The following is an 11,352-nucleotide window of genomic DNA, read 5'->3' as shown; positions in this document are numbered from 1 at the left end:
GCCTCCTTCACGCGCATCGGCCGCGCCTGCCAGCCTTTCCTGCTCGACTTTTTCGCCTTTGCAAGCGCACGCGCGGTTTCCGTCCGCGCGTTTGCGGCCGCCCTGATAGCGCCCTCGCAGTCGGCGGCAGTGGGATAGGAGATCTGGGTGCGGACGACGTCGCGGCCGTCCATGATCATGTAAAGGGTGTGAACGCTGTCTGCTATGGGCTTTCGCGCGACGACATATTTCCCCACGAGGATGAGTGTCGTCGGACGCGCAGCCATAGGGTCGTACTTGACGATGGTTCGAAGGCGGATCGTATCTCTACGTACCGTCTCCGGTTGCAACGTGGACGTTAGTCTCTGCATTTGGCGTTAGTCCGGATCGCCGGAGGCAAGACGTTTGCCTTCTGGCGTGGGTTGGTCAGCGTGGTGCTGTTTTTCCGCAACTCGGCGCAGTTCCTGAGACACAGGCGCAAGGCGGGATTTATGAGGGCGTTGATGGCCGGACCGGCGACGCGGCGGAGTCGAAACTCACGGGCGATGTCGATGTCGGTGGCGGAAATCCGCTCGGCCATCGCGGCGCGGTTCAGGCAGTCGCCCTTGCCGGCGCGGTGGCCGTGGGCGCGTCGGCGGGCGCGGGCTGGAACAGCGCAATGCCCACGGCAATCGCCGCAGCAATGAAGATCGCCCGCCAGACCCTGGACTTTTCAAAGTCACTTTGGCGTACCACGGTGTAGCCATCCGCCGGCTCAACCGGCAAGCCCTGTTCGCTCCGAAGCCACGCGCGGCGGGCCTCGGCATTCGATTCGATGCTGCTTATCGTTTTCATGCAGACCTCCGGATTAAGGAAGGGCGCGCACGCCGCACCCATGCCGAAGTATCCCGCAGGGGATATTTGTATGTCAATCCTCTTGAGGATATCTTTTTGCGGAAAGGGGAGGCCGGCCCCGATCAAAGGGCCGGCGTTGGCGGAGGAACTACCCGCTGCGGGATTTATGGGGCTTTTGTTTGGCGAGCAGCGGTCCGACGGTCACCTGACTGAGCAGCATCAGAGCGACATCGAGCCACGCGTTCGTATTGATGTAAGTCGCCACGAGAAAGGTAATCGAGATGGCCGGAACGAGGTGGAAGAAACCCCGTTGTAATGGGCGCGAGCGTCTCGATCGGTGGGCGTGCCGCCGGACGACGTCCGACAGTTTGTCGAGCTCCTCAGCGATGAGTACGGCGATTTCCGGATCAATGCCTTTTGCAGCTAGCCGGACCGTTCCGTCCGCACGAAGCAGGACGGTTGCGGCAGCAATTGGCGGGCTGCGGTCATGCTGCTCAGCCAGATCGAGAAGATGCTCCCGGATCGCGTTCTGCCGAGCGCGGAGTGCATTGTTTTCGCGAGATGGGAAGGAGTAAACGTTATCCGCTTCGTTTTCTCGCCCTTCGTTTTTTGGTCGTGTCGTTATGTGTTTCATCGATGCCCAACGATTCGTCTGATAATTGTCGTTGGGCGGCCCGGCCGGCGCGCAACCGCTGCTGGGTGCTCGGTGCCACCTCCTTTGAGACGGTCAGGGAGCCGTCCTCCTCGATTCTCGCGTCGCCGGCCTGGCTGAGCACGAAGTCGATGTAACTTTTGATCTTGGCCTGTTCTGTCGCAGGCAGCGCTGCAAAACGCGCCCGGTCGTAATGCAGGGATGTTTGAGCGTCGGCTTCATCCTCGAGCAGCTCGGCTGCGGTCACGCCAATGGCAATGGCGAGAGATTCGACGATGCTCACCTGTGTGTCGACATTGCCCGCCAGGACACGCGCCACGGAGCTTTGCGAAATGCCTGCTCGCTTGGCAAGTTTCACCTGCGTGTCGACCGCTGGCACGGTGCGCATATGGCGTCGGATATTTGCGGCGAGAACTTCGCGGATGGGCTTCTTGGTCATGCGCAAAATATTGCCGAAAGTGAAATTCCCCTGCGGGATAAATAGGGTTGGTTTCCGGTTGCGGAAATATCCCCACAGGGATATGATTCGCCTACAAATCGACCTTTGAGGTATTCCCGTGCGGATAAACCAGGAACCAATGCTTTCGACCGTCCTGCGTCGTCTGGATCAGGCAAAAGGCGCGTGGCCGGACATTGCCAGGGCAAGCGGGGTGCCCTATCAAACCCTGACCAAGATCGCCTGCCGGATCGTGTCCGATCCGCGCGTCTCCACCGTTCAAACCCTGTTCGATTACTTCGCGGCCAACGCGGAGCAACCGGCGGCGGCCGATTGCGCTCACACGACGCACTGACGGTTTCCTGAGCATGGCGTTTATCGCTGGTCGGGTCATGTTCGCATCGTACGGATGCCGGGTCGCGGTAAACAGAATGAAAAACACCCAATCCAAAGAATCGGGGCTGCAATGACGTGCCGATACAGTGGTACCGAATGGCTCGACGTCCTCTACACGTCGGTCCGTAACACGCCGGGTGGCGTGGCAGACGCAGCGAACTTCCTGACCCTGCGTCGCGGCAAGGGCATCGCCACTGAATCGTTGCGGCTGCGTCTGCGCGGTGAAGGCGAAAACCGTCTCTCGATGGAGATGTTCGAGCTGCTCATCGAATGGATGCAGGAAAAGAAGGAAAGCGCTCCGTTCGCGCTCGACCCGTTACATGCGCTCAATGAGCGCTTCGGTCTGATCGCCGAGCGTAGTGTCGATGCGGCAGAGCACTCCACCGATGACCACCACGATGTCGAATCCCTCACGCGTGCGACGCTGCATCTGCAGGCGCATGTTGGCGAAGTCGCATCGGAGGTCGTGCGCGCGGTCGCCGACCGTCGCATCGACATCAGCGAGGCGGAACAGCTGACGGTGGTCAGCCGCAAGGGCCAGCGCCTCTTCGAGCGCCTGATCCGGACGGCCGGCCGTCTGGCCAAACTGGGCCGCAAGTAAGTGGCGCCGCGTTTCCCGATCGAGCGTTGCTGCTGTAACCCCGAGCGCGCTCGCATCCAACTCGCGTGCGACGACGACCGGCGCCTTGCCTGCGCGATGCGGCAGCTCGGCGTCGTGGCGCGTACTGAACCCCAGCGGGCCGCCGCATTCCTGCAACCGCTCTTTTCGCCCTTTGCCGCCGACATGCTTCTTCAGGCCTGCCGGTCACTCGGGCTCGTCAACGTCTGGATTTCCTGCGCAGCGCGTTATTGCGCGGCGCGGCCGACCCGCGACGAGCGCCGCAATTTCTTCGGATACATCCGCTGGCATGTCGACGATGCGGAATACACCCTTCTGACGGAGCGCCACGCCGCCGAATGGCATCGACTGCGCGCGGGCCGCGCCTCGGAGACAAAGTGACTTTGCACAGCGTCAGTTCATTGCTTCGCCGCCGTAACCCATCTTTCAGGCGTTCGTCGTCTGGATCCCAGATGTACGTCGCCGGGCGAGCCGTGTGGCGTGCGTTTTCCCATCAACGTGAACGTGAACGGAGGATTGCAGAATGCAATCGCTGAAACGATTCCTGTCCAATGCGGATGCACTGGACAGGGCGGATATTTCTACTGCTCTTGTCTTTTTCTCTGCTGGTCGAGCACGACGTCGCGCACCTGCAGGCAAATCCGCGAAAACAGTTCGTCGGCGACCGGCGAGAGCGGGTAACCGTCCGGCTGATCCTTCCTAAGAAACGGGAAAGATTTCATTGTTGTGTGTCGGTTGATGTTGTCGATCAAATGCGGGCGCTTATGACTGGCGCTCCTTCTCTCATCAACGCGAACTCGAAAGGAGAATTCTCGAATGTCTTCGCTAGACCAGATCATTTCGCAGCTTCAGTCGGCAGGGCATCCCGCGCTGCCCGACGGGCATCCCGTCGACGACGGCAAGCCGCATCGATACGGTCCGGGCAAGAAGTACTGGTACTCGCTGCACAGGATCGAGCGCGGCGGTCTGATCCTCGGCTATACCGGCGCATTCGGCCGGTGGTCCGGTAACGACAATGGTGCACAGGCGTTCCAGTGGCAGGGCGAAGCGCTGACACAGGAAGACATCGATGCGGCACGCCAGCGCCAGGAAGCGGCGGAACGCATCGAGGCAGAAAAACGCGCGCATGCCGCGAAGATGGCGGCCAACCGCGCCCGCAGCCAGTGGCACAAGGCACGCGACGAGGGCGCGTCGGCCTATCTTGAGCGCAAGCAGGTCACGCCAGAGGCCGTGCGCTTTGACGACGAGGGCACGCTGCTGGTGCCGATGTTCCAGTATGCGGACGGTATTCGCCTAGTCGGCCTGCAGAAGATCACGCCGGACGGCGCGAAGCGGTTCAACAAGGGCATGGAAAAGAAGGGCGCCTCGTTCATTCTCGGCGACATTGCAGCGGATGACAGGGTTGCGATGATCGCCGAAGGCTACGCGACGGGACGCTCGATCCGCATGGCAACGGACGAGGCGGTGCCGCTGTCTGTGTGTTTTGACGCGGGCGGCATCATGCCCGCTGCGCGATACCTGCGTGACACCTATCCGGACCTGCATCTGCTGATCTGCGCGGACGACGACTGGAAGATCGAACAGCGCCTGCGTGAGCACCTCTCCGACGAGTTCGGCTACGGCGGCGAACTGGTGATGGGAGCCGACGCCATACGTATCGAGACGAAACAGACGTGGTACATGGTGCGCGCGCAGTTCAGGCGCGATGATCACGGCGTAGGTTTCGTCGAGCTGAGCTATGGCAACGACGTCATGCCCGAGCGCAAAAGGCGCTTCGAAAACACGGGTCTGAAGTACGCATACGAGGCGGCGGCCGAGGTCGGCAATGCGAGCGTCGTGTTTCCGCGGTTCGCCGATCGCGGCGAGCGGAAGCTCACCGACTTCAACGACCTGCATTGCGAGGAAGGGCTCGACGTGGTCAGGCAGCAGATCCAGTCGGCCCTGCTCACAGCTATTGCGCCAGCCGGGACTGTGTCGCCGATGGCGGCAAACGGCACGCGCACCGTAACTGGCGCGGAAGGTGTTCCGCACCCAACGTCCGCTGGCGCTGCACCGGAGGAATGGGACGGGCGCGAGGCAGAGAACGGCGCGCACACGTGGGAGATGAAGCTCGCGCGCTCGGACAAAGGCACCCTGTTGCCCACGCTCGGCAACGTGCACCTGATCCTCGCGAACCATAAGGCCTGGCAGGGTGTGATCGCCCAGGACGACTTCGCGGGCCGCGTCGTCAAGCGCAAGGTACCGCCGTTCCAGCAGGGCGAACTCGGCGAATGGTCGGACATGGACGATATCCGCTGCGTACTGTGGCTGTCCCAGTCGTACGGGATCGCAGTGCGACAGGACATCGTCATGAGCGCCGTGCTGCTCGTCGCCGACCAGCATCACTATCACGACGTGCGCGAATACCTCGAAGGGCTGGTGTGGGACGGCACGCCGCGCGTGCGTTCGTGGCCGACGAAGTACCTGCATGTCGCCGACAGCGAATACGTGCAGCTTGCCGGCATGAAGTGGATGATCGCCGCCGTCGCGCGTGTCATGCAGCCCGGCTGCAAGGCCGACAACGTGCTGATTCTCGAAGGCAAGCAGGGGTGGGGCAAGTCGACGGCGCTCGAGGTGCTGGCCGGCAAGCCGTGGTACACGAACTCGCCGATCCGCATCGGCGAGAAAGATACGTACGCGGTGATGGCCGGCAAGTGGATCATCGAGCTGGCCGAGCTCGACTCGCTGAACAAGAGCGATTCGTCGGCCGCAAAAAGCTTCTTTGCGACCGAGACGGACCGCTTCCGGAATTTCTACGGCAAGCGGGCGACCGACGTGCACCGGCAGGGTGTTTTTGCGGGCTCGGTGAACTTCGATACCTACCTGAAGGACGAATCCGGTAACCGGCGTTACTGGCCGATCCGCGTCGGTGGCCCGGTCGATATCGAGGCGCTGCGGCGCGATCGCGACCAGCTGTGGGCAGAAGCCGTGCACCTGTATCGCAGGCGCGTCATCTGGCACGTGACCGAAGAAGAACGGCCCCTGTTCGAGATCGAGCAGACCGAACGCTACGAGGGCGACGTGTACGAGGACAAGATCGCGCGCGCGATCGAGTATTCATCGCGCACGACGATGGAGGAGATTCTCGCCGATGTTCTGAAGCTCGATACGTCCAAGTGGACGCTCCCGGAGCAGCGCCGCGTCGGCAAGGCGCTCAAGTCCCTCGGCTGGGTGCGCAAGCGGGAGTCGACGGGCAAGCGGGGCTGGTACTACGTCCCTGAAGAAGAGGCGCCGGTCGCCGCGGAGGCGGTTGCGGCGGTCGCGGTGGCAGCGGGTGATGACGATGACAGCCCGCTCTGACCGTATGGCGATGCGCGAATTCATGGTGATGTCCAACACTGCGCAGCGCGCCATGTTCGACGCCCTGGCGCGCTGCTGCGCCAGCGTCGGCGCGCGGCCACGTGTGCCTGGAGCCGGCCCGTGTCCCAACGTCCCAAGGGCGGCCCTCACGTGGGTGCGCAGGCGTGCGACATGCGCGACGTGTGCAGGACGCATGTCGCGCGCTGCGCCCGCACGCCTGACCTTTTTCCCTTGGGACATTGGGACATTGGGACAGAGAGGAGTTGATCGATGAGCGAACTGAAGGAAAGAGCCGGAATTGCGATTAACGTGCGCGTGCAACTGGCCGATGTCGCGCCGGATCGACAAGTAACTTTGGGTGCGCTCGCGATGGTCGACGAGCTCGGGAACATGCTGTGGCACATGAAGTACGGGCAGGACCTGCGACGACGCGCCCTGCACCGTGCATCGCTGCTGCTTGCGTCGAGAATCGCGGACGGCAGTCGATACCGGCGTGGCAAGTCCGCCGGTGCAAAGTTCCGCGATGCGAAGCGTGACGGTGAAGTTGCATCGGATGGTCCGTCGTTGCTTGTGCGGTTCGCCGAGCGTGCAATCGTTGAATGGGTTGCTGACCAGTGTTCTGCATGCGGCGGTCGGGGCATGCGCGGCGGTGGCGGCAGAATCGTGCGGCGCGTTGATTGCAGATCATGCCGGCCGGTACGCGATGCCATCGATGCGCGTCTGCGTTTCTCGCGCTGGCCGATCAGTGATCGCGAGCCCTGTCTGACGTGCTATGGAAAGGGCTTTTACGAAGAGCGGCCATTCGCGGAAGTGCCGCACCTGTGTACGCATTGCAACGGCAGTGGCAAGGAACCGGTCAATGCCGCGAAGCGTGCGCAGGCGCTTGGCGTTCCACTCGATCAGTATCATCGTCGATGGGCCGCGCGCTTCGAATGGCTCGGCGCCGTTCTCACGCAGATTGATTCGATCACCGAAGCGCAGTTCAGGCGAGGATTGCGTGGTGCTTAACGACGCTTGCATTTCGGAAATCACACGACTAGACTCGCGTTCGTTTGATGAGTAAACGAAGTCGCTGGCACCGCGCGTGAGTCGTGCAACCTCCTCGGGACAAAAGAAGAATTAACGGAGCCTGTTGAGTACGGTGGAGTCGTTCGCCCTGAATTTTTGTGAAGCCCTGAGTGCGTGAGCCTCGGGGCTTTTTCAATGCGACAGAACGTTATCGCTTTTGCGACACGCCTTGTACTGTCAATGTCACCATCCTGTGTCGGATGCAATCCGGTCGCAGTCGGAGATGAAGATCGTGACGTTCGTGCGGTCGTTCAATGATAAAACCTCGGATTGGTAGCCCCGCGTTTCTAGCGGACCGGCCGCGCTACCGGTAATGCAAATTGCAACAGCAAGTCCAAGTGCATTCTGAAGCTGAACTCTACGCAGCTTCCTGAGGTCATTTTCGAAGCTTTGGAAGAATACGTGTTCCGCATTCACCCTCTCTTGCTTCGCCGAATGAAAGAACGATTCGGCTTTAAGCTCGATGCAAATAAACTGCGGCGGTACGGTTCTCGTCTCAACGAGTAAATCGACGGCCTCCCGCGCGTTACCGTAGATGTGCTGTTCACATCGCACTTCGGGATGCCCGGGGAGTTGACGTAGCTGACCGGACATCCAGAGTTTGAAGCAGTTTTCCCATCCGCCTTTCTCGCGAAAGAACGGAAGCACATCGTTCTGTCGATCGAGTATCGCGTGCTGGAACCAACCAAAGACTGTTTCTTTCGAAATTTCCTGAGGGACGGTCGACATTGAACTTCTCCTTGAGCGTTGGGCTGATACGCGGGGCGATACCAACCGTTGTATAGAGTGGATCGAAACGCACGAAGCGTTTCCGTATTCTGGTTTGCTAAGGCGGGCATTCCTATAGGTCAGCAGTCATGTGCTGGGAGTCACTCCGCTGGATAGGCTCTTCTTTACAACAGCGCAAGCGCTTGCATCTTTTGCGTTGGCCGGGCGAAAGCGCCACCTCATGAAGGGCTTTGTTGCAGGTCGGGTTAGCGAGCTACGACGTGGAATCGCGACGCTATCAGGCGCGTCGCCTAGTCCAAATGCGACATCTCCGGGGACCCTGATGCCTGCGGCCCAAGCGGGGCTACGGACCCGCGCGTTTGCGCTAGCCAGGGTGTTCCAGAGTTACTCAACAGTCAACACCGGTTTGTTGACCGTTTCTGTTGAATTCCTGTTTACCGCGTTTACCGTGTTTACCGCATGGCTGAAGCCCTCGAACAATTCGTGAAGAAGGCCGACTACGCACGCATGCACGGCTGGCATCGTTCGTATGTGAACAAGCTGCAGCGCGAAGGGCGCGTGGTGCTGTCCGATGACGGTACGCGTGTCGACTGGGCCGCGACCGACCGGCTGATCGGCGACACGTCCGATCCCAGCAAGCTGGGTGTGGCGGACCGTTGGTCGGAGCACCGGCAGGAGCGCGATGGCGGTGTTGGGCGGGCCGTGACTGCGGCCGCAGCGCAGCCACTGCCAGACCGCCCGAACGGCTCGATGTCCGGCTCGTCGTCCGGCTCATCGGGAGGCGCAACGGGCGGCTTTCACCACTGGCGTGAGCAGCGCGAAATGGAAGCGGCGCTGCGGGCCAGACACGAGCGCGAGCTGCGCGAAGGCACGCTGGTGGAAGCCTCCGCGGTGCTCGACGCGGCCGACCGGCTGGCGCGGCACGTGCGTGACCGCATGCTGATGGTTCCGGGGCGCATCCACCTTCAGGTGGCCGCGGAGTCTGACCCGGCGAAGGTGCTGCAGATGCTCGAGCGGGAAGTGCGCGAGTGCGTATCGAAGCTGGCGGCGCAGGTGAGCGGGATGAGCGACCTGGGCGGCATAGGCGACATGCCGGACGGGAAGCAGTGATATGGCGCTGGTGAATGCATGGCGGCTTCTGTGCCGCGCATGGGCGGGCGGTCTTGCGCTTGACCCACTGCTCCAGGTGTCGGAATGGGCGGATGCGAACCGCCAGCTGTCGCGCAAGGCGGCGGCTGAAACGGGAGACTGGAGCACCGCGCGCACCCCCTATCTGCGCGAGCTGATGGACTGCCTGTCGGCGACCAGTACGGTGCAGGACGTGGTGTTTGTTGCCGGCACGCAGGTGGGCAAGAGCGAGACCGGACTGAACTGGCTGGGGTATGCGATCGACTGCGCGCCGGGGCCGTTTCTGGTGGTGATGCCCACGCTCGGGCTCGCGCGCCGCTGGAGCCGGCAGCGCTTTGCGGACCTGATCAACAACACAGTGGCGATCAAGGCGAAGGCGGGCGAGAAGCGCTCACGCGACAGCGCGAACACGATCCTCGAGAAGGAATTCGCGGGCGAAGCCATCGTCGTCGTCACGGGCGCGAACAGCGCGGCCGGTTTGCGTTCGATGCCGATCCGCTACATCCACTTCGACGAGGTCGATGCCTACCCAGCGGACGTGGACGGCGAGGGCGATCCGATCGGACTGGCGAGAAACCGCCAGGATACGTTCGGCCTGCGGGCAAAGCGCCTTTATACGTCGACACCCACGCACAAGGATGCCTCGGAGATCGAGTTCCGCTATCTGGCGAGCGACCGCCGCCGCTACTACGTGCGCTGTCCGCACTGCGGGTTCGAGCAGCCGCTCGTGTGGGCCGACGGGGATGGCCGGCGCAGGATGCACTGGGTCAATGACGATCCGGACACGGCGGCGTATATCTGCGCAGGCCCGGAGTGCGGGGCACTGATCGAGGAACGGCATAAGTTCGACATGCTCGCCGCTGGCCGATGGATTGCCGAGGCGCCGGGCCCGGGCAAAGCGGCAGGCTTCCTGCTCAATTCGCTGTATTCACCGTGGATGCGGTGGCCGGCACTCGTGCAGGAATTTATGGAGGCGGAAGCGGCCAGAGCGAACGGCGATTACGAGAAGCTCAAGAAATTCGTCAATACGCGTCTCGCCCAGACGTGGGAGCGACCGGGGGAGAGCATCAAGGCGCATGCGCTGCAGGACCGTGCGAAGGCAGAGACGTATCGCCTCGCCACGGTGCCGCCCGGCGGCCTTGTCCTCACTGCGTCGGTCGACGTGCAGCCTGACCGGCTGGAGCTTCTGATCGTCGCATGGGGCATCCGCGAGGAACTGTGGATCGTTGACTATCGCGTCGTCTATGGCGACACGAACGAGGACGAGCCGTGGACGCAGATGCGCGAGATCGTGCGCACGCCGGTGCGTAACGCATGGGGGCGCGACCTGTATGTGCGGGCCTGTGCGGTCGACACCGGGTACAACGCACAGCGCTGCTACGCGTGGCTGCGGGAGCACGCCCATGAAGGCTTCTTCGGGGTGAAGGGCTTCGGCGACGAGAAGCGGCCCGTACTCGGCAAGCGCAGCGCGCAGGACTTCAACTGGCAGGGTGTGAAGGTTGAGAACGGCGCGTACATCTATCCGGTCGGCACGTTCGCCGCGAAAGAGCAGCTGACCGGCTGGCTGAAGCTCGAAGGGCGCGGCACGCACAGGGTTCACTTCTCTCCCGAGTTGCCGGCTGACTTCTTCGACCAGCTGACCGCCGAGCGGCTCGTCACGCGCTGGGTGGGCGGCAAGGCGAAACGCGAATGGTGGAAGCCGAAGACGGCGCGCAATGAGGCGCTCGACCTGATGGTCTACAACATGGCGGCGGCGTCGTTCATCGCACTTCCCCGCTGGCGCGCGATCCAGTGGGAGACGCTGCAGGCGAATCTCGAACGCGACGACCTGTTCCTTCAGGCTGATCGTGGTGAACGCATGGACCATGCGGATCAGGTAGCGCTGCCTGAGGCGGTGCCTGTCGTGGACCATGAAGCGATACCGGCAGGACCGGCAAACGCATCTGCAAGCCATGCGGCGACAGCCCCGCCTGTGCCCGCCTCGCAAGCGATACCCCCGCCGGAGCGCACGACCGCGGCCCCCGGGCGCGCGAGTTCACCGCAACAACCAGTCGCCAGTGCGGCCCCTGCAATCCTTCCCGCCCCTTCAGCCTCTGCCGTGCGTCTTGCGCGCACGGCTGTGCGGCGCGTGGGGCGTTCGTTGTATCTGAAACGCCGGTAGGCGTGACCTCG

Annotated in this window: 14 protein-coding genes; 7 read left to right on the top strand and 7 right to left on the bottom strand. The window is 62.5% G+C overall.

The annotated features are described in order from the left end of the window. From BUE39_RS35735 to BUE39_RS30285, 5 genes are all read right to left on the bottom strand, one after another. Positions 1 to 350, bottom strand: a 350-nt coding sequence (locus tag BUE39_RS35735) for a beta-hexosaminidase (protein WP_084561429.1), incomplete at its 3' end; no start/stop codon positions are given. Further along, positions 338 to 559, bottom strand: coding sequence for a hypothetical protein (locus BUE39_RS30295; RefSeq protein ID WP_073429743.1), 222 nt, complete (start codon positions 557 to 559; stop codon positions 338 to 340). The genes BUE39_RS35735 and BUE39_RS30295, both read right to left, overlap by 13 nt. An 11-nt stretch (positions 560 to 570) precedes the next feature. Next, positions 571 to 813 (bottom strand): hypothetical protein, encoded by a 243-nt coding sequence (locus BUE39_RS30290; protein WP_143031938.1) that lies wholly within the window; start codon positions 811 to 813, stop codon positions 571 to 573. Between the two features lie 148 nt (positions 814 to 961). Next, the gene (locus tag BUE39_RS34565) at positions 962 to 1,447 is read right to left on the bottom strand and encodes a hypothetical protein (RefSeq protein ID WP_143031939.1); all 486 of its coding nucleotides are present in this window, start codon (positions 1,445 to 1,447) and stop codon (positions 962 to 964) included. After that, positions 1,392 to 1,904 (bottom strand): helix-turn-helix domain-containing protein, encoded by a 513-nt coding sequence (locus BUE39_RS30285; protein WP_073432343.1) that lies wholly within the window; start codon positions 1,902 to 1,904, stop codon positions 1,392 to 1,394. Before BUE39_RS30285 ends, BUE39_RS34565 begins: the two co-directional genes overlap by 56 nt. A gap of 139 nt (positions 1,905 to 2,043) precedes the next feature. On the opposite strand from BUE39_RS30285, the gene BUE39_RS30280 reads away from it, so the two are divergent. The 3 genes from BUE39_RS30280 to BUE39_RS30270 all read left to right on the top strand — a co-directional run bounded on the left by BUE39_RS30280 (position 2,044) and on the right by BUE39_RS30270 (position 3,297). Beyond that, positions 2,044 to 2,256 carry a hypothetical protein gene (locus tag BUE39_RS30280; protein ID WP_073432342.1) on the top strand — a complete coding sequence of 71 codons (213 nt, stop codon included), beginning with the start codon at positions 2,044 to 2,046 and terminating at the stop codon, positions 2,254 to 2,256. A 111-nt stretch (positions 2,257 to 2,367) separates the two neighbouring features. Further along, positions 2,368 to 2,898 carry a phage regulatory CII family protein gene (locus BUE39_RS30275; protein ID WP_073432341.1) on the top strand — a complete coding sequence of 177 codons (531 nt, stop codon included), beginning with the start codon at positions 2,368 to 2,370 and terminating at the stop codon, positions 2,896 to 2,898. Continuing rightward, positions 2,899 to 3,297 carry a hypothetical protein gene (locus tag BUE39_RS30270; protein WP_073432340.1) on the top strand — a complete coding sequence of 133 codons (399 nt, stop codon included), beginning with the start codon at positions 2,899 to 2,901 and terminating at the stop codon, positions 3,295 to 3,297. 200 nt (positions 3,298 to 3,497) lie between these two features. On the opposite strand, the gene BUE39_RS35000 is transcribed toward BUE39_RS30270, so the two are convergent. Beyond that, positions 3,498 to 3,638 carry a hypothetical protein gene (locus BUE39_RS35000; protein WP_159442607.1) on the bottom strand — a complete coding sequence of 47 codons (141 nt, stop codon included), beginning with the start codon at positions 3,636 to 3,638 and terminating at the stop codon, positions 3,498 to 3,500. A gap of 94 nt (positions 3,639 to 3,732) precedes the next feature. On the opposite strand from BUE39_RS35000, the gene BUE39_RS30265 reads away from it, so the two are divergent. After that, positions 3,733 to 6,255 carry a VapE domain-containing protein gene (locus BUE39_RS30265; protein ID WP_073432339.1) on the top strand — a complete coding sequence of 841 codons (2,523 nt, stop codon included), beginning with the start codon at positions 3,733 to 3,735 and terminating at the stop codon, positions 6,253 to 6,255. Between the two features lie 270 nt (positions 6,256 to 6,525). Continuing rightward, positions 6,526 to 7,263, top strand: coding sequence for a hypothetical protein (locus BUE39_RS30260; RefSeq protein WP_073432338.1), 738 nt, complete (start codon positions 6,526 to 6,528; stop codon positions 7,261 to 7,263). Positions 7,264 to 7,506: 243 nt separating this feature from the next. On the opposite strand, the gene BUE39_RS30255 is transcribed toward BUE39_RS30260, so the two are convergent. Next, positions 7,507 to 8,052 (bottom strand): hypothetical protein, encoded by a 546-nt coding sequence (locus tag BUE39_RS30255; protein WP_073432337.1) that lies wholly within the window; start codon positions 8,050 to 8,052, stop codon positions 7,507 to 7,509. Positions 8,053 to 8,511: 459 nt separating this feature from the next. On the opposite strand from BUE39_RS30255, the gene BUE39_RS30250 reads away from it, so the two are divergent. Together BUE39_RS30250 and BUE39_RS30245 are read left to right on the top strand one after the other, a co-directional pair. Beyond that, entirely contained in the window at positions 8,512 to 9,162 is a 651-nt protein-coding gene (locus BUE39_RS30250) for a hypothetical protein (RefSeq protein WP_073432336.1), read from the top strand. A 1-nt stretch (position 9,163) separates the two neighbouring features. After that, on the top strand, positions 9,164 to 11,341 hold the full coding sequence (locus BUE39_RS30245) for a phage terminase large subunit family protein (protein ID WP_073432335.1): 2,178 nt from the start codon (positions 9,164 to 9,166) through the stop codon (positions 11,339 to 11,341). The last annotated feature ends 11 nt before the right edge of the window (positions 11,342 to 11,352 follow it).

The organism is Paraburkholderia terricola (assembly GCF_900142195.1).
GTDB classification, from domain to species: domain Bacteria; phylum Pseudomonadota; class Gammaproteobacteria; order Burkholderiales; family Burkholderiaceae; genus Paraburkholderia; species Paraburkholderia terricola.
Note: the sequence above shows the minus strand (reverse complement) of the source record. Positions and strands in the feature narration are given on the sequence as shown.

Coding starts and splice junctions, on each gene's coding strand:
- BUE39_RS30280 (WP_073432342.1), top strand. CDS start 2,044: ATGCTTTCGACCGTCCTGCGTCGTCTGGATCAGGCAAAAGGCGCGTGG.
- BUE39_RS30245 (WP_073432335.1), top strand. CDS start 9,164: ATGGCGCTGGTGAATGCATGGCGGCTTCTGTGCCGCGCATGGGCGGGC.
- BUE39_RS30285 (WP_073432343.1), bottom strand. CDS start 1,904: ATGACCAAGAAGCCCATCCGCGAAGTTCTCGCCGCAAATATCCGACGC.
- BUE39_RS30260 (WP_073432338.1), top strand. CDS start 6,526: ATGAGCGAACTGAAGGAAAGAGCCGGAATTGCGATTAACGTGCGCGTG.
- BUE39_RS30275 (WP_073432341.1), top strand. CDS start 2,368: ATGACGTGCCGATACAGTGGTACCGAATGGCTCGACGTCCTCTACACG.
- BUE39_RS30290 (WP_143031938.1), bottom strand. CDS start 813: ATGAAAACGATAAGCAGCATCGAATCGAATGCCGAGGCCCGCCGCGCG.
- BUE39_RS30295 (WP_073429743.1), bottom strand. CDS start 559: ATGGCCGAGCGGATTTCCGCCACCGACATCGACATCGCCCGTGAGTTT.
- BUE39_RS35000 (WP_159442607.1), bottom strand. CDS start 3,638: ATGAAATCTTTCCCGTTTCTTAGGAAGGATCAGCCGGACGGTTACCCG.
- BUE39_RS30265 (WP_073432339.1), top strand. CDS start 3,733: ATGTCTTCGCTAGACCAGATCATTTCGCAGCTTCAGTCGGCAGGGCAT.
- BUE39_RS30250 (WP_073432336.1), top strand. CDS start 8,512: ATGGCTGAAGCCCTCGAACAATTCGTGAAGAAGGCCGACTACGCACGC.
- BUE39_RS30255 (WP_073432337.1), bottom strand. CDS start 8,052: ATGTCGACCGTCCCTCAGGAAATTTCGAAAGAAACAGTCTTTGGTTGG.
- BUE39_RS34565 (WP_143031939.1), bottom strand. CDS start 1,447: ATGAAACACATAACGACACGACCAAAAAACGAAGGGCGAGAAAACGAA.